This window comes from Akkermansiaceae bacterium (assembly GCA_024233115.1).
Lineage (GTDB): Bacteria > Verrucomicrobiota > Verrucomicrobiia > Verrucomicrobiales > Akkermansiaceae > Oceaniferula.
Map to the genome: position 1 here is coordinate 466,499 of JACKQB010000003.1, position 22,880 is coordinate 489,378.

The window sequence follows — 22,880 nt, forward strand, 5'->3', positions numbered from 1 at the left end:
ATGCCCTCCAATAAGATCCACAACGGGCGGTTAACAAGATGGCAGACAACGAGACATTCAAAGACAGTCGCTACAAAGTCCCCAATCTGGAGCGCGCACTCGTTATCATGGAGCATCTTCTCGATTACCCGCAGGGAAGGTCCGCCGCTGAACTCACCGAGGATCTGGGTTATTCCAAAAACAGCGTCTTCCGTATCACCATGACCTTGCTGAACCACCACTTCCTGGTGCGTGATGATACCAAACGGTTCCGCTTGAGCAAAAAACTCCTGCTGATGGGCTGCCGCAGCTTTGGTGATACCCGCTTTATCGAACTCTCCATGGATGTCATGCGCACCTGTCGCGATGTCATCAAGGAGTCTGTTTTTATCGGTACCCTGGTCGAAAACGAAGGTGTGGTCATCGAGCAAATCCTCGGCTCCCACCCGTTTAAATTCACCATCGACACCGGTGCACGCATGCCGATTCACTGCGCGGCTCCCTGCAAGGCCATCCTCGCCTACCTCCCCGAGAGCGAACGCGCCCCCATCATCAAGGCTGCTCATTTCAAACGCTACAACGAAAACACGATCACCAGTCGGCGCGCCTTTGCCAGGGAACTTGAAGAGGTCACCCACTGTGGTTACGCCCTCGACCGCGCCGAGCAAATCCACGGCGCCCACTGTGTGGCCGCCCCGGTTTTTGACCAGTTCGGCTACCCGGTCGCGGCGATCTGGACCACCGGCCCGTCGGATCGACTCCCCGCAAAACGCTTTGACGAATTTGGGGAAACGATACGCAAGCATGCCGATATAATTTCCCGGCGCATGGGATACCGGGCACTCAAAGCCGAACCTGGACAAGCGTAGGTTCACCACCTGGCTGCATGCCCATTCCGTCCGAACTCCCGGGGGTGAACCTTCCCTGTTTTTAAGTTCTATATATTAACCATCGTTTTTTATATAGATTTATCCTTCACAAGCGGGCCGGTTTGCGGTATTTGGAAGTTGATCGATAACGATCCAGCTTGAGGAGATCACGACTATGAAAAAAACATCCGACCTTACCTTCAGTAGAAGGACTTTTGTAGCAGGCGCACTTGCCGCCTGCGGCACATCGCTTCTTCAAGGAGCACCGACTCTTACCAACCCTAACAAAGAAAAAAAACCAACCATGTATACCAACAAAGACTTCTACAACAATGGCGTATTTGACGGAGCCAAGGGCAAACAAGCCTACTTCGAGCTGATGAAACGCTTTGGCTACCCTATCCTGGAAAGCTTCAAGGGCGAGCAACTCTGGGCCATTGATTTCGGCCTTGGCGACTTTACCGGAGCCGGCATGGGCGGCGTATTCTGGATCAACGAAAACCACAAGGGCGGCGGCTACATGGGGCATGAAATCTTCCTGCTTCCCGGACAAATGATTGTCGAGCACGCCCACGTAAACTGCAAAAGCTGCCCAGCCAAACGCGAATCCTGGCTTGTCCGCCACGGCTCGATTTATTCCTTTAGCGTGCAGGCTGAAGCCAAGGGCTTCGCCGGTGCTGTTGTTCCCAAGAGCCAACAAGAATCCATGACCTGTAACTCCGCCATTCTGGTGCCCGAGGGACACCTGGACACCCTCAATAAAGCGGAAGCCAAGCACTTCATGCTGGCGGGTCCGGAGGGCGCGATCGTGACTGAGTTTGCTACCTTCCACGATAACGAAGCGCTCCGTTTCTCCAATCCCAACGTCAAGTTCTAATCCATAACCCCTAACCACTAACTCAAACCACATCGAACCATGAAAGAATTCAGCCACATCGGAATCCCAACCACCGTCGTCCGCGAAGGTGAAATCTACCTCGGAGAAGCCAAGCTCTATGTCACCGACTTCAATGAAAGCGCCAACAAGCTCGAATGGCTCCGCTTCGAAGAAGGCTCGCCCATGCCGGAAGTCCTCAAAACCACCGCCCACGTCGCCTACATGGTGGATGACCTCAATGCGGCCATGGCAACCGGAGAAACACTCATCGAACCATTCTCTCCCATGGAGGGACTCATGGTAGGCTTCATCCTCGACGACGGTGCCCCCGTCGAATTCATGCAACAAGTCTAACCCAACAAGAAGGAGAATACTACCATGATGAAAAAACTAATCAACCAACCCGAGGATCTCACCCCCGAACTGCTCGAGGGCTACTGCCTCGCATACCCTAACAAGGTAAAACTCGAAAAGGAAAAGATCGTTGTCCGGGCCAATCCCAAGCCTGAAGACCAGGTCGCGGTCATCAGCATGGGCGGGGCCGGCCACGAACCCGCCGTATCCGGCTTTGTCGGCGACGGCATGCTGGACGCCAGTGTTGTAGGTGACATCTTTGCTGCTCCAGGGGCACCGAAGGTGTTCGAAGCCTTGCAAATGTTCAAACGCGATGCGGGCATCCTGCTCGTGGTTCTCAACCACGCCGGCGATGTGATGAGCGCCAACATGGCGATGCAGCTTGCTGAGCGTGCAGGCATCAAGGTAAAAATGCTGCTGACCCACGAGGACATCAGCGCCGGTATTGACACCCCCATCGAGGACAAACGTGGACTCGCAGGCTGTATCCCCCTTTACAAGGTGGCGGGTGCCGCAGCTGACGGGGGGAAATCCCTCGATGAAGTCTATGAAATCGCCGAGCGCTTTAACGGCCAGATGGCCACGCTCGCGGTCGCGGTAACCAACTGCACCCACCCCCAGACCGGACAGGCCATTTCCAATCTCGCCGATGATGAAATGGAAATCGGTATGGGCCAACACGGTGAAGCGGGTGGAGGCATCTCCAAAATCCTCACCGCTGACGAAACCGCCGAGCGTATGATCACCCCGCTGATCGAAGCCACAGGAGCGACTTCAGGTGACACGGTGCAACTCATCATCAACGGTGTGGGCTCATCCACGCTGATGGAAATGAATATCGTCTACCGCAAAGCCTATCAGATCCTTGATGCCCGGGGTATCAAGATTGTGCCCGGGTTGATCGACAACCTGCTGACCGTCCAGGAAATGGGAGGCTTCCAGATGATCCTGTGCAAGCTCGATCCTGATCATGTCGGTTACCTCGCCGCCCCAGCCAACGCTCCCTACTGGACCGTTCAATAATCCAACCTAAGCAAAGGCGGCCTGGCACCACTCCAGGCCGCCTCCCATTCCTCCATTCCTCCATTTTACAACCATGACCGAACCCTTTGCCATCGATACCCTCAAAGCCATGTTCTCTGCCGCCCTTGAGGCAGTAAGGGAGCAAAAAGATGAACTCTCAAGCCTCGACGCCGCCACGGGTGACGGTGACCACGGCACAGCCATTTGCCAGGCCTTGACCGCAATCAACAACAGCGTCCAGCAAGGTGAACAACTCAAGCAGGCTCTCAACGACATGGGTTTTGCCGCTATGATGGAATCCTGCGGATCGACCAGCACCCTGATCGGAGCCCTCTTGCTCGGTATGAGTGACGGGGTTGAAAAGGAGGAGCTTAATCCCGCCGAGGTCGCCAGGATGTTCACCTCTGGCCTCGCCAATGTCAGACAACAAACCAAGGCCGGTATCGGCGACAAAACCATGATGGATGCTCTCATACCCGCCGTCTCCGCCCTGGAGGAATACAGCTCCGAAGGCATGCCCGTCATGTTTGAAAAAGCCGCAGCCGCAGCCGCGCAAGGAGCGGCCGACACCAGGGACATGGTCGCCAAGTTCGGCCGCGCCCGCAATCTCGGCGACCGCGTCATCGGTCACCTCGATGCAGGTGCCACCTCGATGGCAACTATTTTCCGTGTATTCTCGCAATGCATCTCCCAATAAACGCCTCAAAATAGGCGTAGTTTAGAGCAACTTACGCAACTACCCGCATGGGGAAACCGCGTAATCTCTTGTGGAGTCTCCGCTCCTTTCAATCTCTTTTTGTGCTTTTTTCTCTTTTTTCTCTTTTTTCCATTCAACATTCACCATGAAAACAACCATCGCGGCTGCCGTGGCTATCAGCGTTTTTACCCTCGCTCTCTTTCCCGCCACGCTCTCTGCCAAAAAAAACAGGGACAAGGGCGGGCAAGAGCTTAGCTTCGGGACCAAGGAGAGCTTGCGTCTTGCCATCCAGGATCTGATCGACACCCACGGCGCCGCCTACCCCAAAGGCCCCGCCTATCTTGAAAAGCTGGCCAGCATCGAAAACGAGGAACAGATGGCGGCTCTCCGCAAGGAAGCTCTGATGGCAAACCCTGCGATCGATTTTGAAAAACTTATCATCGTCGAACGCTCAGGAAGCTCCAAGTGGCTTCCTGCCAACTGGCAGTGCAACTCCAGCATACCTAAAAAAGGCCACACTAACAGGATTGCAACCCTGTCATTGGCAGACGGATCGATCGAAACGGTATTCCAGCCAACCGACAAGGCCTTTGTCGGCGATCTCGAAGTCCACTACGATGCTGGTAAAATCATGTATTCCTCGATTAGCCAAAGCGGAGCATGGGGAATCTTCGAGATGGATCTCAAAACCAAGACCCCACGCCTGGTGACACCTGAAATCCATGACGTCGACCACATGGACGCCTGTTACCTTCCCGATGAGCGTATCCTTTTCACATCGACCGCCGGCTTCCAGGGCGTGCCCTGCGTCGGTGGCAGCGACAGTGTCGCCAACCTTCACATCCTCGACCCCAAAACCAACAAAATCCGCCGCCTTTGCTTCGATCAGGAAAACAACTGGTGCCCGACCGTACTGCCCAATGGCAAGATCCTCTACCTCCGCTGGGAATACACGGACTCAGCCCACTACTTCTCCCGTGTGCTGATGCACATGAACCCCGATGGTACCAACCAGAAGGAATTTTACGGAAGCAACTCCTACTGGCCCAATTCCATGTTCTACGCCCGCCCGGTCCCAGGCAGTGCCAACAAGTTCATCACCATCGTCACGGGCCACCACGGTGTCGCCCGCGCCGGTGAACTGATCCTCTTTGACAACAACAAAGGGCGCCACGAAGCCGATGGCGTGATCCAACGCATCCCTGGTGCAGGTAAAAAAGTGGAGCCCGTCATCAAAGACCAACTGGTCAACGGCTCATTCCCGCTTTTCCTTCACCCCTACCCGCTCAGCGATAAACATTTCATCGTTTCCATGAGCCTGGACAAACGCAACTTCGGAATCTACCTCGTCGACACCTTCGACAACATTGTCCCCATCAAGGTTGTCAATAATCATTCTCTTGTTGAGGCCATCCCGATACGAAAAACCACCCGACCACACTCCAAGCCTGACCTCGTTCGTCTCGGTGAGAAAGATGCCACTTTCTACATCCAGAACATCTATGCCGGACCAGGGCTTGCCGGGGTCCCCAAGGGCACCGTCAAAGGCATCAAAGTCTATAAATACGAATACGCACCACGCAAACAAGGTGGCCACTATGCCATCGGCATGGAAGGCCCATGGGATGTCCGCACGGTGTTAGGCACCGTTCCGGTCAACGAAGACGGCTCTGTTATTTTCAACGCCCCGGCAAATACCCCGATCGCCTTTGCCCCGATTGACGCCGAAGGCAAGTCGCTGCAGATGATGCGTTCATGGACCACCGCCATGCCCGGCGAAGTGGTCTCCTGTGTCGGCTGCCACGAGCCACAGAGCATGTCACCCGTCGGACAAGCTACCATGGCATCACAAATGGCTCCGAAAAAACTCACCCCGTGGCTCGGGGGCCAGGTGCGCGGATTTAGCTTCAATCGCGAAATCCAACCCGTGCTCGACCAGCATTGTGTCGGTTGCCATACCACGGAGCTCGCCAAGAAAGACAAGCGTCCCGATTTCCAGGACATGAATAAATCCTACAGCGAGCTACACCCATACGTCCGGCGCAATGGTCCGGAGGGTGACTACCACCTGCTCACCCCGCTGGAGTTCCACGCCGATACCAGCGAGCTGGTACAACTGTTGGACAAAGGACATTACAACGTGAAACTGGATGCCGTTTCCCAGGAAAAACTCATCACCTGGATCGATATGAACGTGCCGCTTCATGGCACCTGGACGGAAGCGCCCAAAGGGAAAGATTCTAACACAGAATACTTCCTCACGCGCCGTGCCGAACTGAGAAGGGCCTACGCGGACCTGGATATCAACCCTGAAAAAATCCTCAATCCCTACACCAAACGCGTCGCCTACGTTCCACCCGCTCCCGTTAAAGAACAAAACACAGTGGCGGAAACATCACCGCACTGGCCGATCCCTGCCACCAAGGCCGAGCGGATGCAACGTGGCAAGAAACCCATCGAGGTCGATCTTGGGAACGGCACGACCATGAAGTTCGTCTACATCCCCCAGGGCGAGTTCATCAATGAGGAAGGCAAAAAAATGGTCATCCCAAAAGCTTACTGGATGAGCAGCACCGAGGTTTCCCTCAAGCAATACCGTGCGTTTGTTCCCGACTATAAAAACGGTGTCTACGACATGCACTACAAGGATCAGGTCGACCGCGGATACTACATGAACGACCCCGACTTCCCCGTCATCCGCGTCTCGTGGGACGGTAGCCAGGATTTCTGCAACTGGCTCTCTGCCAAAGTGAAACGCAAAGTCAGCCTGCCCTCGGAACATCAATGGGAATGGGCATGCCGCGCCGGTTCTTCCTACCCACTGAACTATGGCAATCTCGATGCCGATTTCTCCACCCATGCGAACCTCTCCGATGTGAACATGAAAAAAATGGCGGTCAGGGGGGTGAATCCCCAGCCGATCAAAAACCCACCACCATCACTCGACTTCATTCCCAAGGTCGATACCGTGGATGATGGTGTGCTGCACCTCGCGAAAGTAGGCAGCTACCAGCCTAACATCTGGGGTCTCCATGACATGCACGGCAACGTCGCCGAGTGGACAGCGTCCGATTACGCTCCGGGCAAAAAGGTCATCCGTGGCGGCTCATGGCGCGACCGCCCTTTCCGCGCGGCGGCCGGCTACCGTCTTGGCTTCCCAGCATGGCAAAAGGTTTACAACGTCGGTTTCCGCGTTATTGTCGAGGAGTAGACGGTGCTTTTGCCTCCCATGAGATTGTTTGACCAAACTCTCCCGCCCCTCGCCATCAGCCTCCTCATGGTGATGGCGTGTATGGCAACGGAGCCAAGGTCCCCCACTGACCTGGCCTTGTCCGCCGATGGAAAAACGATCTATGTGGCCGAGCTGACAGGCTCCAGTGTCGCTGCTGTTGATACCGACAACTTGAGGCTGGTCAATCGTATTCCCCTCGAAGGGGATATCACGGGTATTGCCGTCTACGGCGATAAAATCCTCGCAACCAGTTCCCACTCCCGTGGCGAACTCCTCGAGGTTGACCCCCGAACCAGAAAAATCACCAGACGGACCAGAGTGGGTCAGGGTGCCCGTGCGCCCGTGGTGGACACCACACGGAAACGCGCCTACGTGTGTAATTACTTCATGAATTCCGTTTCCGTGGTGGACTTGGAAACATTCACCGAGACCACGCGAGTCCCGGTGCTTCGACTCCCCACAGCCGCAGATTTGAGTACAGACGGCCGCACTCTCTACATCTCCAATCTCATTCCAGACGGACCCAGCAACGTCAAACACACCGCGGCCAAAATCAGCGTGATCGATACGGCCACCGCCAAGGTGACCAAGCACATCGAACTCCCTAACGGAAGTAATGCACTACGCAGTATCAAACTTACCCCCGACGGCTCACAACTCTTTGTCACACACACTCTCGCCCGCTTCCTCGTGCCCACCACCCAGCTTGACCGTGGCTGGGTCAATACCAGCGCACTCACCATCATCGATACAAAATCAGCAAGTATTTACGCCACCGTTTTACTGGATGATATTAGCCAGGGTGCACCGGGCTCCTGGGGGGTTGATTTCTCTGCCGATCATCAATACATCTACGTCGCCCACTCCGGAACCCACGAGCTCAGTGTGATAGACGCTGTCGCTTTAACCCGGAAAATCGCAGCCAAGACAGACCGGAGCGAACTCGATTACGATCTCTCCATCATGTCGGATATCCGTAAACGGATTCCCCTGAAAGGCAACGGACCACGCCCCATCCTGGCCCACCAGTCGGGAGTTTTTGTCGCGCAGTACTATTCCGATGACCTCGTCCATATCGACCTCACCAGCGGACCGGACGCCTACCATTCTCGCAGCGTTAAACTGACCCCTGACATGAAGATATCAGAAGCCCGTGAAGGCGAAATGCTCTTTAACGATGCTTCTCATTGCTTCCAACAATGGCAATCCTGTAATACCTGCCACCCGGATGCCGCGCGGGTAGACGGCCTGAACTGGGATCTTCTCAATGATGGTATTGGCAACCCGAAGAATGTCAAAAGCCTGCTCTTCTCACACTTCACCCCACCCACCACCATCACCGGATGTCGTGACAACGCGGAGATGTCAGTGCGGGCCGGTGTCACCCATATCCAGTTCGCCCAACTCCCGGAGGCCCAGCTCAAGGCGATGGACACTTACCTGATGATGTTAAAACCCGAGCCCAGCCCTTATCTGGTCGACGGCAAACTCAGTGAAGCAGCCCAACGCGGTAAAAAACTCTATGAATCCGGCTCCAAAGGCTCCTGTTCAAGCTGTCATAACGGTCCGTATCTAACCGACATGAAAATGCACAACATGTTTAACGCCGGTCCGGCCGACAGGACATCCACCTGGGACACCCCCACTTTGCGCGAAGTCTGGAGAACGGCGCCCTATCTGCACGATGGTCGGTCCAAGACGATCATGGATGTGCTCACAAAAGAGAACCACACCGGCGTCGCCGACCGGCTCACGCCACAGGAACTCGAAGACCTGGCGGAATACGTGCTCAGCCTGTAGCCACTTGATTTCGCCTTATTATTTACTCAGCTCGAAATGGGCAGCGTTGCCGGTGAGTCCGACGGCTTGCACATGGAGAGGTTGGCCGAATGCCCGGTCGGCTTTGATTTTCCAGACGATTTGCTTGTCGGGAGTTATCTCAAAAATTGGGTAATCACTGTTGTATGAAGTGCAGATCAGGTTTCCATTCGGCAAACGCTGTGCACCCGATGCGTATTTGATCCCGAGTCCGGGAACTTCATGGGGGTGTAACGACCATATAACCTGGTCATCCCCATCAAGCATCACAAACGAGCCACTGTAGGAAGTGCCAATCAACAAACAATGATCATCGAGAGGCACGACAGAGTGCAGGCACTTCAAATCATCGGCAGCCAGAACTTTTGAGAGGTCGATGATTTTTTTGCGGCTGCCATCGGGGTTAAGGACGATCAACCGTTTCTCGAAAGCGGAGACAATCAAGTATTCACCCGCGGTATTTTTTCTTACCCCTCGCATTTGTTGGTGGGGGTGTTTGATAGCGATATCCGGCACGGGGATGACCTTGCTGCGGGCACCTTGGGCATCGAGCTCGATCAAACGGGCCGGGGCGCTTTCGGAGATAAGAATGCCGCCGTGGGGCAAGGGCATGCAGGCGTAGATCTCGCTCTTCTTGTTTTCAACCAGGTATTCAAAAAGCACGTGACCTGATGCGTCGTATTTCCTAACACCTGATTTACCTGACGCCAGGATACAACCATCGCTAAGCTGCCAGGCATCCATACAGGGGCCCGGTGTCTGGTAAACCCGGGTGACTTTGCCATTTTTGATTTTCAAAGCCCCGATGCCATTGCCCGCCACCAGCAATGCCGGATGAATGTTCTGCACATCGACGAAGGACGCAGCAGACCTGTCGCCATTTTTATTTTTGAGAACCAGAGCGTAATACGGAGTCGCTGCCCGTGGTTGCAGGTCGATAAAATGATCCGTCAGCGTCCTGGTTAGAAGGGTGCCATCGCCTGGCGTGAAATTCTCCTGGTCGCTTCGGTGGAGCTCGGCAACCAAGCCAATGTTGCCGGGAGTTCTCTGCCAGCTTAGGTGAAGCTGCCCCGGCATTTTGTATTCAGCGGAGATGGCAGGTGCCTGGGCGGGCAGATCCGGTTCAACCAGGATACGGTCTTCACCGGCAATGACAATCGCCCCCGGCATGTCGATCCGCGGCTCTGCCAGCGTTTTATTCCGGCCTGCCTCGATGATGGCCAGAAACTTCCGGTATTGGGGGTCTGCGGGGGTGGCAAAACTCGCCTTGGGTTTTCCACCCGCTTCGATGGCTGGCATTTTTTGCGCTGGAAAAAACCCAAGCGGCTTGACGGCGTGTTGATAGCCACCGCTGCGTAACAGTGTGATACGCTTCCGCTTAGGATCCATGGGATGGTCACGACAGATCTCCATGCCAAACCCACCTGCTCCTTTTGCCAGTGGAGCACGTAGAATGCGGCTCAGTTCCGGTCGTTGTAAATTGACCCAGTCGTGCGTGACGCTGCCATCATGGCAACTCGTGCAGTTCGCCTCTTTCATCACCTTGCCCAGTCGGACATAAGTCTCGTCAACCGCATCCGCAGTGTAGCCATGTTCCGTGTAATCCCAGTTACCGTAGTAGATGCCATTGCTATCGATCCATGCCATGACGAGATCCCGTTCCTGTTCGCTCAGCTTGACGCCATGATGATCATTCATAATCACCTTGGCCAAGGGTGCCGTAGCCGAGCCATGGGAACGCGGAGCAAAAAGCTGGTTGGAGTAGTGCGCGGTACCATTCATCGAATCGATACCCGAGATGTAATGGGCCACCAGCTGGGTCTCTCTCCGGTCGACCAGGTTTTCATAGCTTATATTGAAATGGGTCGTCCACCCACCGGTGAGATCGAGTCGACCGGCGAAGTCTTTTTCACCGCCATGGCAGTCGATACAATGCCTATCCCAGACCGGCTGGATCAGCCTAGGATAATCCATGTATCCCCCACCCCATGATTCCAACTTCAGCTCCTTGGGCTTACCTTGCAGGCTCGAAAAGGCCCGGGGCTGCGGCATGGGGGTGTTGTTTTTATCCTCATGGCAGCCGATACAGGAACGCACCGTTCCAGGAGTCGCCTGGATGAAGGTCCGCATGCTTCGGATCAGTCGCTTATCCTTGTCGAGAACCTGGAAATAGAGCAATCGTCCTGATGGCGCCTCAAAATAAATGGAGCCGTCCTCGTTGATGGGAACCATACCGTGATAAATCTTGGCTGCGAATGCCAGGGCACCGCTGACGAGGAATGTTTGGTTGTATGGGTTTTTGCTCAGGGGACTTGGACTCACACGGGAGCTTTCCTCGACCACCCTTAGCCATTTGGCTTCGCCTTTGGGGACACCGTCCAGGCCTTCATAAACGTTTTGCACAAAAAACGTGCCTGTCTTTTTCGTTCGGTCTGCTTGCTCAGGAAGAACGGGCGGCTTTTGGCGTACCTTGACCAACATGGGAGCGTGCAAACAAATGTCAGGGGATGAACGTAAAGTGATCGCCTTTCCCTGTCGGTTTTTAATTTCGATGACATTCCGCTTATGCCCCGCAGGCCTACCACTGAACAGCAGCGTGTCAAGGTCGAGCGGGTATGGCTCGCAATCGTTGCCAAGGTCATGCGTCGGTTTGCCAGGAGTGGTGAAGTTGAAGATCGCTTCCGGATTGTTTTTTCCCTTGGACGGATCGATGTAAGACACGGTGCCACGTGGTGAGGCATTGTGCTTGGTCTGGGAAATCGCGATCAAGCCGGTTCCTGGAACGGGTCGGGGATCGAGACAGGCTTCGGGAAAAGTCATGTTGTTAGCGAACAATGCTGTTTCATTGCTGCCATCGGGATGAACGGTCCATAGTGACTGCACCGTGAGAGCATTTTTATCGATATACTCCCAGCGTCCGAAAATGATGCGACCATCCGGCAGGACATTGGGGTCAAACTCGTTTTCAGAGTTCACCGATATACTGTGGATGTCACTGCCGTCGGCATTCATCACGTGCAGAAGCGTCACCCCGGAGTTGTTACATGGAACCAGACCCGCTGCTCGCGTCGACAGAAAAACAATCCTCCCATCCGGCAGATAGGCAGGCGAGATATCATGTGCTCCACCCCGATGGTTGGTGCCTTTAAAGGAAGCTGCCGTATCACCAGGGTCTGAAACTTTTCTCAACCCTTTGCCATCAATACCAATTTCATAAATGCAGGTATTGCCCCCCGGTTTGTCCTTGTAACAAAACAATACTTTCCGGGCGTCCCATGAAACCTCGGGGTGGGTATAGACGCCTTTACCTGGAAAATGGCCGCTGCCCTCGCCGATGATGCAGCGTTCTTTCCACTCTTTAGGATCGGGCCGTGTATCATCGATGATGTAAATACCACCACCACCGGGAGGCCACTTGTAGAAGGTGTCATAGATGTGTATTCCACTGTAGGAATGACGTTTCAGAAAAAGCAGCGGCGCATCAATTTTAGCTAACATCTCACGGTCGGCAGCGGCATCAGCAGCCCCACCTTGCACCGGAAAAACAAACAACAAACACCATAGCGGGAGACTGGGCGGCGACTCAAACCATCTTAACAAACCTTTGAACGAAACTCCTGTTTTGACCCTGCGTGGACAGATTCTCATAATATGAAGGCACAACAAACAATGCACTATCCACGATACGCATTAGTTGCCGGTCTCTTACACGAAAACCAGGGTTCTGCCGGTTTTGTCCTGGCTTCGTGCTGGTTCTTGCCCCCGTCTACCAAAAGCTTACCCCGAAGATGTACGCGAGGCTGTAGTAGATGCCTACCCCGATAAAGAGCACGCCTGTTATGTTGCGGGCGATTTTCTCGAATACGACGATTTTGTTATACGCTTTGCCAAGCCGGTTGGCACCCGATGCGAGAATCACTGCGAACAACAACACCGGCAGGCCTGTTGCTATGCCATACACGGCAGGCATCAGTATGCTCGACTGCTGTTGTATCGCCAGCGGGAGCAACGACGCGAAAAACAGGGCGGCGGACAAGGGACAAAACGACAGCGCAAATATCACCCCCAGTAAAAACGCACCCCACACCCCCATCGACTCCACTTTGTTCTGCAACCGCTGGCTCACGCCCGAACCGCCGCTGTTGAACGTGATCAGCTGCAGCATAATCATGCCCACGACAATCAGCAGTGGTCCGAGCACGATATTCATGTATTTCTGCAACGCCAATGCCACCACTGGAGCGGAGAGCATACTGGAGACAAGGATCACCCCCAGCACGGTGTATACCAACATGCGTCCGACGGTGTAGAGCAATCCGGCGGCAAAGACGCTGCCGGGTTTGGCTACACGTCTGCCGACAAATGAAATCGCGGCAATGTTCGTGGCCAGCGGACAGGGACTGATCGAGGTCAGCACGCCCAGCCAGAATGCCGAACCCAGTGCGATGTAGAACTCGAGCACCTCACTCTTCTCCCTTCATGAGCGTTCGGGTTTCCTGCTGAATATATGCCATGAATGCATCATCACTGCCAACCAGGTCCCATACCTTGTCGAGCCGGGCCCAATTGACCTCCTTGCCGTCTTTCACATGGGAAACCACCACTGAGCTGTTAGCCAGTTCATACTTGGTTACATACGGCTTGTTTTCAGGCTCCTCCATGTTGAGCACCTGCATCACCACATCACCACTTTCCAACTGCCCGGGGAAGCCGGCTTCAATGGCTTTGCGGGTATTGGCCTCGATGGCATTACAGGTCTTACACCGCACCTTGCCATGGAAATAGTAAACCACGGTTTTGGTGCCATCGATGGTGGCGGCGGCTTCCGTCGCAGCCCCACCCGCATCCTCTCCCTTATTCGTTTCGTTGAGAACCAGCTTGGTGACACTGGCTGCGACAAACAGGAACAACGCTATGGATATTATCTTTTTTTTCATGGTTCAATTATTTGATATAAAGTTTCAAGTCTTCCAGTGAAGGCACCTTGCCGGTGAACTTCACATCGCCATCAACCACAAACGCCGGAGTCATCATCACCCCCATGGCGACGATTTCGTTGATGTCTGTGATTTTTTCAATTTCACAATCAAGACCAAGGTCTTGCGTGGCCTGGGCCGTAAGCTCGGCCAGTTTCGTGCATTTGGGGCAACCTGTGCCCAGTATTTGTATTTTCATGATGTCAATAATGAGAAGCTTAGAAAAAGGAGCCAAAAATGAGTCCGCTGAAGGTCGCCATGACGATCACCAGGCTCACAAAAACCACCGTTTTTTTATTTCCGACCACACTGCGGATCACCAGCATGTTCGGTAAGCTCAACGCCGGCCCGGCAAGCAACAGTGCCAACGCAGGCCCCTTGCCCATGCCATTGCCAATCAACCCTTGCAGGATGGGCACTTCTGTTAGTGTGGCGAAATACATGAACGCACCGGCAAATGATGCGATGAAGTTGGCAGCCAGGGAGTTTCCTCCCACGGCGTTGGCAATCCACCCGGATGGAATCAATCCCTCATGCCCTACCCTCCCTAACAACGCACCTGCAATCAGGACGCCAATGAGTAACAAGGGCATGATCAGCTTGGCGAAGCCCCATGACGACTCGAACCACTCCCCCGCCTCTCCCCGGTCCGTGCTGGTAAAAGCGGACAGGCCGATCACGCCTGCAGCAAAGGCAAACATCGGTTGCTCCGGCAGGACCAGCGCCAGGAGGGTCACCGGAATCGCCGTAAGCACCACTTTCCACCATTTTACCCCCAACCACAGAATGAGCATTGCCCCAAGGGCGAGGCAGAACACCGAGGTGATCATCCACTTACCCTGGTAAATGGCAGACCACATCCCTGTTGTCTCATCCGGTTTTCCCCAGTTGGCAAAAACAAGTATGCCAATCATTGAAGCGAAATAGAGCGCATTCTGCCAGAGTGGGCGTTGTTCCTCATCCTGCCCGGTTTGGCTGGCCGCCACTGCCTGCCTGGCTGCCTTTTCCTTTTCCTCTTTGATAAAGACCAGATGCATCAACACACCGATGACGATACTGAAAATAATGGCTCCGACAGCCCGGGCGATGCCTAACTCGGCGCCCAGCACACGCGCGGTCAGGATGATCGCCAACACGTTGACCGCTGGTCCTGCATACAAAAATGCCGAAGCGGGACCAATGCCCGCCCCCATACGGTAAATGCCCGCAAACAAGGGTAACACCGTGCAGGAACACACTGCAAGAATCACCCCGGACACCGAGGCCACCCCATAGGCCATCAACTTGTTAGCTGTCGCACCCAGATACTTCATCACCGAAGCCTGGCTGACAAAGACAGCAATCGCCCCCGCAATAAAAAACGCCGGTATCAGACAGAGTAACACGTGCTCACGGGCATACCACTTCGCCAGATACAACGACTCCATCAGCGCGTTATCAAATCGCGCAGTACCTACCGGCAGGTAGAAAAACGCGAGAAACACACCACCAATGAGCGCCAATACCTTCCATTCCTTTTTCCAGTTCATAACTTTATCCTCACTTACATTCACAAGAGCTATCAGCACGGATCACTGATTCGATACACTTCATAAAATTCAAGACACAGGGCACTTTCAGCCGGTAAAACACCTTCTTACCCCGCTTTTCATCCGCAACGATCCCGGCCTGCTTCAAAACGGCCAGATGTTTTGATACGGTCGAAAAATCAACCCCCACGGCATCGACGAATTCACAGACGCAGCGCTCGCCTCCTTCAAGTTGCTCGGCCATCCACAACCTCGTCGGGTGCGCCAATGCCTTTAATACGTCCGCCTTGGCCAGATAATTGATTTTGTCCTCTGCATTCATCGTTATTGCTCCCTCTCGTTGTTTGGCAATATGGCCAAATGTTCGAGCTTGTCAAGTAATTCATCCATAATTCATCAATAAGACATGATCCTTCCCGGTCTTGATCAACTTTGTGCGCAACCTAACAGGTCCTTGAGTGCTTCGCCCACAATAGGGTTGGCTCATGACCGGGACGGATCATGCCACGTTAGGAGTTTGCAAAAGGCGGAACCGAGCAGCCGATGGCGTCGGCGGTAGCGCGGAGCAGTTCAGCTTCCCGGCTTTGCACCATACCGTCCTGCATCACGGCGAGGCCAAGCATACGGAGCAGTTGTTTTTTAACCAGTGGCGTAGCATGGTTGAATTTCTGCAACGCTGACTCGATATTTTTAAGCCCACACTCTGAGGGGGGGGCCATCTCAATGGGCCAGCCGGATTCCGCCATAGCCGTTAGGTAAGCACTCTGCATCTGGTCTTCACCACCAACAGCCGCCATGGTAGTGACCAGGACATTGGCTTCGTTCTGAAGATCATCTATCCTGCGGAACTTGATGTTCGGGAAGGCATGCCTGCGGAAGTGTGAGTCGAGATGACGCTGCACGATGTGTTGCAGCATAAACTCAAACAGATCCACCTGCCCGTCACTGGCAATCAGCCACTGGGTGATTTCCACAAAGCGGTCATATTCAGGCAATGACAGCCGTCTCAATGTGGGGATGGAGAGATCGACCAGCGCGATTTTCTCCGACGAATGAAGGCTTGCGAGTTCGTGGTTCCAATGAAGTGCCAACTCCCCGGCATCGTCGCCCGCCCCCTTTTTCACAAAGAGGATCTCCCCCTCGCGAAGCTCGTTATCCTCAGCTAACAACAGACCAAAAATCAGTGCCTGGGCTTCCTCCCTGTCGTGGCAGGCATGAATCCATTCGCGCTGCAGGCCCTTGCGTAACAGACGCCCCAGATTGGCATCGATTTCCGAAGGTTCACCAAGTTGATCGATCCCACCGGTCGGGATGGGTGGTGGTGACGGGGCGGACGTGTCCTGACCACCGCTGAAACCACTGAGGCGTGAATCGCGACGGCGAGATTGGCTGCCCCTCCCCTCCGCCACATCGGGAAGCTCGGTGGCGACAAACTCGCCGTCCCAGCTTTTCTGAAGAGCTTTGATTCTCACATCAAGCGGCGGGTGTGTGGCTAGTCCGTAACTAAACATCCCCCCATCGGCAAACAACAGATGACTTGCCTCGGCTGCTTTGGGTGAATTGATTTTGGACCCATACTGCTGGCCTCCGATCTTCATCAAGGCACCAGCAATACCATCGGGATCACGGGTGAATTGAACGGCTGAAGCGTCGGCAAGAAATTCCCGCTGACGTGAAATCGCCGCCTGGATGAGTCGACCAAAAAACACCCCGACACTCCCCACAATCATCAGCCCAACCCCAGCCAGCACGATGGCAATGACGATACCGGCACCGCCACCCTTGTCGTTACTTGAACTCCGAACCCGCATAAACCGCAGTGATTCGAATAGGATGCGGCCAATCATCGAGATCATCAGGATCCCAAAAAGCAGCCCCATCAGCCGCATGTTCAGTCGCATATCGCCATTGAGGATATGGCTGAACTCATGCGCCACCACCCCCTGCAGCTCCGACCTTGATAGTCGCTGTAAACACCCCCGGGTAACGGCCACCACCGCATTGCCGGGCTCGGTTCCTGCGGCAAAAGCATTGATCCCCAGCTCCTCGTCCATGATCCATATTTCCGGAACGGGTAATCCGGAGGCGATCGCCATTTCCTCGACCACGTTGACGAGTCGGCGCTCATCGGTATCACGTGTATGGGGATCGATCTGCCTCGCACCCATGTCCCGAGCCACCACCGAGCCACCACCGTTGAGCTGCATGGTTTTGAACAGGCTGCCAGTTCCCATGATACCAGCAGTGCCGATGGCCGTGACAGCAAACACACCCGGCATCCACGGACTAACAGCCCCCCCTGTGTAAAGCATCACCAGATAGACGATGCCATACACCGAGAGAATCACTCCAGTGACAGCGAGGATGAAGTAGACGACGAGCCACTTGGTCCGCTTCCTCGCATCATCCTGTGCTTGGTAGAAGTTCATTTTTTATGACCGCGAAATACGCGAAATACGCGAAAGTTTTCATGCACGATGCATTCCATTTTAAACCACGGAAGTACACGGAATACACGGAACCTGCTCACTGCTCACTGCTCACTGACTAAAACTCCACCTTAACCGCATCCCTCTCACTTGCCTCGGCCACTTCAAACAAGGTAGCACGGCCGAAGTTAAACATCCCGGCGATGACGCTGGACGGGAAGACTTCGGTCTGGGTGTTGTAATCGGTAACAGCATCATTGTAGGCTTGGCGGGAAAAGGCGACTTTGTTTTCGGTCGATGTCAGTTCTTCGCTCAGTTGCATCATATTGGCGTTGCTCTTGAGGTCGGGGTAAGATTCCGAGAGCGCGAACAGTCGACCCAAGGCATTGCCAAGTCCACCTTCGGCGGCCATCAGGGCACCCATGGAGGATGCGTCCTCGGTATTGGCACCCTGACGCGCAGAACTCGCCATATTTCTGGCTTGAATCACGGCCTCAAGGGTCTCGCGTTCGTGTTTCATAAACCCCTTCGCCGTTTCCACGAGATTGGGGATGAGATCATGGCGCCGCTTGAGCTGCACATCGATCTGGGCAAAGGCGTTGCGATAGCGGTTGCGTAGCTTGACCAGCCCGTTGTAGGCTCCCATCACCCATAGGGCGAAGAGCAAGGCAAGGCCAGCAAGCACGGCTAAGATAATCATTACAGCAGTCATGGTATTTTTGTTGTCTAGTTATTATGTGGGTTGATGTATCAGAGGGAATATACCACCCCGGTGGATACTCACATGTTATGCTATTCCGCCACCTTTGCCATTACAAAAAAAGGAGACATTTACCATTAGGGATTTAGCATTTATCATCTCAGCCTGACATGCCGACCTCATTTCAAGACACCCTTACCCGCGCCCATACGCCGTTAACGCGCTCTATGCCAGAAATTCTGCAGCTGAACATGGGCAAACTCTGTAACCTGAGCTGTGTGCACTGCCATGTGAATGCCGGCCCGGCGAGGCGGGAAATCATCAGCAATGAGGTCATCGACCGTATTATCCGGTGGTTTGAAACAACAAAAATTGCCACACTTGACCTGACCGGCGGCACGCCTGAGATGGTGCCGGGGTTCCGGCGACTGGTAGACAGCGTGCGGGCCTTCGAGCAACCACGTGAGGTGATGACCCGGCTCAATGCCACGATCATCAACGAGCCCGGCTACGAGTGGGTACCCGAATATCACGCAAGCCATGGCATCACCATCATTGCGTCGATGCCCTGTTATTGCGCGGAAAACGTTAATGCCCAACGTGGCGACGGGGTGTTTGACTCCTCGATCAAGGCGTTTCAAAAACTCAATGCCTTAGGCTATGGCCGAGACCCCAGGCTCCCGCTGCACCTGGTCTACAACCCGGTCGGAGCCAGTCTGCCACCCGACCAGAAAAAGCTCGAAGTCGATTATAAACGGGAAATGAAACGGCACTTCGACATCGACTTCAACGACCTCTATTGCATCACTAACATGCCCATTGCCCGTTTTGCCTCGTATCTGAAGCGCCATGGCCAATTCGACGCATACAACCAACTCCTGCGCGAGTCGTTTAACCCTGCTACGGTAGCCGGCCTGATGTGTCGCAATACCATCAATGCCTCGTGGACGGGTGAGGTCTTTGACTGTGATTTCAACCAGATGCTGAAAATGGGCCTTCAAAATGAACTAACAGAAGAGCCACTCATGGTCTGGCAGATCGACCCGGAAAACCATCATCAGCACCCCATCCAAACGGCGAACCACTGCTTCGGATGCACCGCAGGGCACGGGTCGTCATGCGGGGGGAGTATTGCATGATATGAAAACAACCACAGGCAGGCAGGTTGTATCCCCTTTCACTTCGCAGAGCGTTTCCCAAACAGCCCTTTGACATCCTCCATCATCATGTAGACGGAAGGGACTAACACGAGGGTGATACAGGTGGCAAAAAGGATACCGAAGCCGAGGGAAACAGCCATCGGGATGAGGAAGCGGGCTTGCATGTCGGTTTCGACCAACATCGGCATCAGGCCGGCAAAGGTGGTCAGGGAGGTGAGCAGGATGGGACGGAATCGCGCCGCACCCGCGTTACGCACGGCTGCAATGAGGCTCCCCTCATCCTTCCGGTGCCGGTTCACATATTCGACCAGTACCAGGCTATCGTTCACCACAACCCCGGCGAGAGCGATGATACCGCACATGGACATAATACTGAGATCCATCCTCATGATAATGTGGCCAATCACAGCCCCAACGATTCCGAAGGGAATGACGGTCATCACAATAATTGGCTGAATATACGATTTCAGAGGAATTGCCATCAGGACATAGATTCCAAACAGGGCGAAGATGAATTTTACGCTCATCTCGGAAACGGAGTCCTTCTGGTCCTTTTGTTCTCCCAAATAATCCCATGAGACCCCGGGAAACCTGGTGGAAAGACCTTCCAGAACCTCGGAGTTAAAGCGATCAACGATTTCGTTGGCATTGGCACGGGCACGATCAACGTCAGCGGATATCTTGATGGAGCGTTTACGGTCAACTCGATGGATCGACGCCGGCCCTCGGGTGGGTCGGGCACTCGCCACTTCTGCCAGCGGCACCTCGTCGCCTTGAGGTGTCCTAAGCCTAACATCCTCCAGGTTTTCGATCGACCGGCGTTCATCAACTGGGTAGCGCACCATCACCTTGAGTTCGTCACGGCCACGTTGGATCCTCTGCACCTCCTCACCGTAGAACGACTGGCGGATCTGATAGGCTACCGACTGGAGACTGAACCCCATGGCCTCACCGGCAGGCGTTAGGTTTTCGTAAACCAGTTCCCGTTTCCCTTTCCGGTTATCGGTGGCGATATCCTTTACCCCTGTGTAGCCGGCCAACTCTGATGTGATATACTGGGATGCCTTTTCGAGCGTGGCCAGGTCGCGTCCTGAAATCTCAATGTCGATGGCATTGCCACCGGCACCGGTTTGTTGTTTAAAGCTCAGCTCAACAACGCCCGGGATGATGCCGATTTCCTTACGCCACTCGTTGATAAACTCATCAGCGGATATGGATCGCTCGGCGGCTGGAGTCAGCTCGACCGTCACCTCCCCCACATTACTTCCAATGGGCACCTGCGTCCCTCCAAATCCCGTTTGGAAGGGTTGGGTGCCCGAGGTGGCGAGAATGTGCACCGCTACAGCGTTACCATGGATATCCTTGTGGCGTGCGCCTACGCGCTGGGCTGCTTTTTCAATTCTCTCAATCTCGGCTTCCGTGGTGGTAAACGGAACCCCCAGAGGCATTTCAAGTTTGGCGGTAACGGCGTCACCTTCCACCTTTGGCATAAACTCGAAGGGAACCCATTTCCCGATGACCAGGCCTGCAACCAGCAGGAGGAGTGCGATAAAGACCGACCACACCGTGTAACGATGCCGCAAGCAGCGCATGAGCAGTGGTCGATAGACATGCTCAATAAACAGCTCCAACCCCTTCGCGATCCGGCGTTGGACACGGAAGATGATGTTGACATTCGGGTCCGTGCTATGCGGTTTCAGCAATGCCAGGTGCGCGGGAAGCACGAGCTTCGACTGCAAGAGGGAGAACAGCAGCACGGGGATAACGATCAGAGGTATGTTAGGCCAAATTTTTCCGCTCGCACCGCTCAGCCCCAACATCGGAGTAAAGGCGGCGATTGTCGTCAGAACCCCGAAGATCACAACGGTTCCGACCTCGTGGGTTCCCTTCCAGCTGGCCTCTCGTGGATGCTCCCCTTTTTGGATGCGACTGTAGACGTTCTCACCCACGATGATGGCGTCATCCACCACAATACCCAACACCAGGATAAAGGCGAACAGGGAGATCATATTGATGGATACTCCGAGCTCGGGCATGAGCCAGATACCACCGGCGAAGGATACCGGAATACCGAGGGCCACAAGAAAGGCCAGGCTGGGGCGGAGAAACAAGGCCAGCACAATAAAGACCAGGACCAGACCAGTGGAGCCGTTTCTGATCAGCAGACTGAGACGCCCCTCCAGCAATTTGCTGGCGTCGTTCCAGAGTTCCAGTTTGACGCCTTCGGGAAGTTTGCCGGGAGCAATATTCTCGATGTAGTCGCGCACGCCTTCGGCAATCAGGAGGGTGTCCTGCTCGCCGGTCCGGAACACATTGACCAGTACGGTGCGCCGACCATCAAAGCGCGAGCTGATATCGACATCCTCAAAACCATCAACGACTGTAGCAATTTCACGGAGCAATAGCTGTGAACCGTCAGGCTTGGTGGTTACCACGATATCCTCGAACTGCTTGGCCTTGTAGCGCTTGCCTTTCGCACGAATCACAACCTCTCCCGCAGTCGTCCGGATGGACCCACTCGGCAGATCCAGCGAGGTTCGCCTCACCGCATCGGCCACCTGTTGAAGCGTCAATTTGTGGCTGCGTAACGTTTGTTCCGAGACCTCGATTGAGATCTCGTATGGCCGCACTGCGGAGAGGGTCACCTTGGTGATCTTGGGCGTCCCCCGCAGCATGCGCATCATTTTTCCCTTGGCACCCGCAGCACCTTCGGGTGGCGGTCCCGCTTGATAGTCGAGTAGTCCGTCGCGGACAAGCTCACCAATTTCGCGCAGTGTTTTTTCATCGACATCCGCCGACACAGCGATGCTCATGACCTGCATATCGAGTCGGAGTTCCTCAAGCACCGGCTTCTCCGCCTTCTCCGGGAAACTGGTGATTGCATCGACCTTGGTTTTCAGGTCGCTCATCACCTCCCGGACGTTGTAACCCGTTTCCACCTCAACCGTACAGGCGCCCATGGACTCGGCTGCCGTGGAAGTGACCCGTTTAACGCCATCAACATCCGCAATGGCATCCTCCAGGGGCAGAAGAATCCCATCTTCCACTTCCTCCGGGGTGGCATTGGGAAACGGAACCTGGATCACCACGGCATCGAGGGAGATGTTAGGAAACACCTCTTTTTTGAGCTGGAACCAGGTGGTAAATCCGGTCAGCAAAACGAGCACCATCAGGAAGTTCGCTGCGACGTGGTTTTTACTGAACCAATGGATTGCTTTTTGCATGTTAGAGAGCCTA

General features: G+C 54.5%; 17 protein-coding genes. 8 read left to right on the forward strand and 9 right to left on the reverse strand.

Annotated features, from left to right (window positions below; genetic code table 11):
• The first annotated feature begins 38 nt into the window (after window positions 1-38).
• From H7A51_09965 to H7A51_09995, 7 genes are all read left to right on the forward strand, one after another.
• Window positions 39-848 carry an IclR family transcriptional regulator gene (locus tag H7A51_09965; protein ID MCP5536542.1) on the forward strand — a complete coding sequence of 270 codons (810 nt, stop codon included), beginning with the start codon at window positions 39-41 and terminating at the stop codon, window positions 846-848.
• A 175-nt stretch (window positions 849-1,023) separates the two neighbouring features.
• Window positions 1,024-1,725 carry a hypothetical protein gene (locus tag H7A51_09970; protein MCP5536543.1) on the forward strand — a complete coding sequence of 234 codons (702 nt, stop codon included), beginning with the start codon at window positions 1,024-1,026 and terminating at the stop codon, window positions 1,723-1,725.
• Window positions 1,726-1,764: 39 nt separating this feature from the next.
• Window positions 1,765-2,079 carry a hypothetical protein gene (locus H7A51_09975; protein ID MCP5536544.1) on the forward strand — a complete coding sequence of 105 codons (315 nt, stop codon included), beginning with the start codon at window positions 1,765-1,767 and terminating at the stop codon, window positions 2,077-2,079.
• Window positions 2,080-2,103: 24 nt separating this feature from the next.
• Window positions 2,104-3,102 carry a dihydroxyacetone kinase subunit DhaK gene (locus H7A51_09980; protein ID MCP5536545.1) on the forward strand — a complete coding sequence of 333 codons (999 nt, stop codon included), beginning with the start codon at window positions 2,104-2,106 and terminating at the stop codon, window positions 3,100-3,102.
• A 73-nt stretch (window positions 3,103-3,175) separates the two neighbouring features.
• A complete protein-coding gene (locus H7A51_09985) occupies window positions 3,176-3,799 on the forward strand; it encodes a DAK2 domain-containing protein (protein MCP5536546.1) in 624 nt (207 codons plus the stop codon).
• Window positions 3,800-3,944: 145 nt separating this feature from the next.
• Window positions 3,945-7,010, forward strand: coding sequence for an SUMF1/EgtB/PvdO family nonheme iron enzyme (locus tag H7A51_09990; GenBank protein MCP5536547.1), 3,066 nt, complete (start codon window positions 3,945-3,947; stop codon window positions 7,008-7,010).
• Between the two features lie 18 nt (window positions 7,011-7,028).
• Entirely contained in the window at window positions 7,029-8,831 is a 1,803-nt protein-coding gene (locus tag H7A51_09995) for a c-type cytochrome (protein MCP5536548.1), read from the forward strand.
• Window positions 8,832-8,849: 18 nt separating this feature from the next.
• On the opposite strand, the gene H7A51_10000 is transcribed toward H7A51_09995, so the two are convergent.
• The 8 genes from H7A51_10000 to H7A51_10035 form a co-directional block, all read right to left on the reverse strand.
• Window positions 8,850-12,497, reverse strand: coding sequence for a PD40 domain-containing protein (locus H7A51_10000; GenBank protein ID MCP5536549.1), 3,648 nt, complete (start codon window positions 12,495-12,497; stop codon window positions 8,850-8,852).
• A 118-nt stretch (window positions 12,498-12,615) separates the two neighbouring features.
• On the reverse strand, window positions 12,616-13,311 hold the full coding sequence (locus H7A51_10005; GenBank protein MCP5536550.1) for a sulfite exporter TauE/SafE family protein: 696 nt from the start codon (window positions 13,309-13,311) through the stop codon (window positions 12,616-12,618).
• A gap of 1 nt (window position 13,312) precedes the next feature.
• Window positions 13,313-13,786: a hypothetical protein gene (locus H7A51_10010; protein MCP5536551.1), complete on the reverse strand. Its 474-nt coding sequence runs from the start codon at window positions 13,784-13,786 to the stop codon at window positions 13,313-13,315.
• Window positions 13,787-13,793: 7 nt separating this feature from the next.
• Window positions 13,794-14,024, reverse strand: coding sequence for a TM0996/MTH895 family glutaredoxin-like protein (locus H7A51_10015; protein ID MCP5536552.1), 231 nt, complete (start codon window positions 14,022-14,024; stop codon window positions 13,794-13,796).
• Between the two features lie 19 nt (window positions 14,025-14,043).
• Window positions 14,044-15,354 carry a permease gene (locus H7A51_10020; protein ID MCP5536553.1) on the reverse strand — a complete coding sequence of 437 codons (1,311 nt, stop codon included), beginning with the start codon at window positions 15,352-15,354 and terminating at the stop codon, window positions 14,044-14,046.
• Between the two features lie 10 nt (window positions 15,355-15,364).
• The gene (locus H7A51_10025; GenBank protein MCP5536554.1) at window positions 15,365-15,676 is read right to left on the reverse strand and encodes a helix-turn-helix transcriptional regulator; all 312 of its coding nucleotides are present in this window, start codon (window positions 15,674-15,676) and stop codon (window positions 15,365-15,367) included.
• A 187-nt stretch (window positions 15,677-15,863) separates the two neighbouring features.
• Window positions 15,864-17,783 carry a M48 family metallopeptidase gene (locus H7A51_10030; GenBank protein ID MCP5536555.1) on the reverse strand — a complete coding sequence of 640 codons (1,920 nt, stop codon included), beginning with the start codon at window positions 17,781-17,783 and terminating at the stop codon, window positions 15,864-15,866.
• Between the two features lie 118 nt (window positions 17,784-17,901).
• Window positions 17,902-18,495, reverse strand: a complete 594-nt coding sequence (locus H7A51_10035) for a LemA family protein (protein MCP5536556.1) — start codon at window positions 18,493-18,495, stop codon at window positions 17,902-17,904.
• A gap of 158 nt (window positions 18,496-18,653) precedes the next feature.
• Here H7A51_10035 and arsS point away from each other — a divergent pair, with 158 nt between their 5' ends.
• Entirely contained in the window at window positions 18,654-19,622 is a 969-nt protein-coding gene (gene arsS, locus H7A51_10040; protein MCP5536557.1) for an arsenosugar biosynthesis radical SAM protein ArsS, read from the forward strand.
• Window positions 19,623-19,660: 38 nt separating this feature from the next.
• On the opposite strand, the gene H7A51_10045 is transcribed toward arsS, so the two are convergent.
• The gene (locus H7A51_10045) at window positions 19,661-22,867 is read right to left on the reverse strand and encodes an efflux RND transporter permease subunit (protein ID MCP5536558.1); all 3,207 of its coding nucleotides are present in this window, start codon (window positions 22,865-22,867) and stop codon (window positions 19,661-19,663) included.
• Window positions 22,868-22,880: the final 13 nt, after the last annotated feature.

Excerpts from the sequence above, each read along its gene's own strand:
- H7A51_09965 (MCP5536542.1), top strand. The coding sequence starts at position 39 with ATGGCAGACAACGAGACATTCAAAGACAGTCGCTACAAAGTCCCCAAT.
- H7A51_09970 (MCP5536543.1), top strand. The coding sequence starts at position 1,024 with ATGAAAAAAACATCCGACCTTACCTTCAGTAGAAGGACTTTTGTAGCA.
- H7A51_09975 (MCP5536544.1), top strand. The coding sequence starts at position 1,765 with ATGAAAGAATTCAGCCACATCGGAATCCCAACCACCGTCGTCCGCGAA.
- H7A51_09980 (MCP5536545.1), top strand. The coding sequence starts at position 2,104 with ATGATGAAAAAACTAATCAACCAACCCGAGGATCTCACCCCCGAACTG.
- H7A51_09985 (MCP5536546.1), top strand. The coding sequence starts at position 3,176 with ATGACCGAACCCTTTGCCATCGATACCCTCAAAGCCATGTTCTCTGCC.
- H7A51_09990 (MCP5536547.1), top strand. The coding sequence starts at position 3,945 with ATGAAAACAACCATCGCGGCTGCCGTGGCTATCAGCGTTTTTACCCTC.
- H7A51_09995 (MCP5536548.1), top strand. The coding sequence starts at position 7,029 with ATGAGATTGTTTGACCAAACTCTCCCGCCCCTCGCCATCAGCCTCCTC.
- H7A51_10000 (MCP5536549.1), bottom strand. The coding sequence starts at position 12,497 with ATGAGAATCTGTCCACGCAGGGTCAAAACAGGAGTTTCGTTCAAAGGT.
- H7A51_10010 (MCP5536551.1), bottom strand. The coding sequence starts at position 13,786 with ATGAAAAAAAAGATAATATCCATAGCGTTGTTCCTGTTTGTCGCAGCC.
- H7A51_10015 (MCP5536552.1), bottom strand. The coding sequence starts at position 14,024 with ATGAAAATACAAATACTGGGCACAGGTTGCCCCAAATGCACGAAACTG.
- H7A51_10020 (MCP5536553.1), bottom strand. The coding sequence starts at position 15,354 with ATGAACTGGAAAAAGGAATGGAAGGTATTGGCGCTCATTGGTGGTGTG.
- H7A51_10025 (MCP5536554.1), bottom strand. The coding sequence starts at position 15,676 with ATGAATGCAGAGGACAAAATCAATTATCTGGCCAAGGCGGACGTATTA.
- H7A51_10030 (MCP5536555.1), bottom strand. The coding sequence starts at position 17,783 with ATGAACTTCTACCAAGCACAGGATGATGCGAGGAAGCGGACCAAGTGG.
- H7A51_10035 (MCP5536556.1), bottom strand. The coding sequence starts at position 18,495 with ATGACTGCTGTAATGATTATCTTAGCCGTGCTTGCTGGCCTTGCCTTG.
- arsS (MCP5536557.1), top strand. The coding sequence starts at position 18,654 with ATGCCGACCTCATTTCAAGACACCCTTACCCGCGCCCATACGCCGTTA.
- H7A51_10045 (MCP5536558.1), bottom strand. The coding sequence starts at position 22,867 with ATGCAAAAAGCAATCCATTGGTTCAGTAAAAACCACGTCGCAGCGAAC.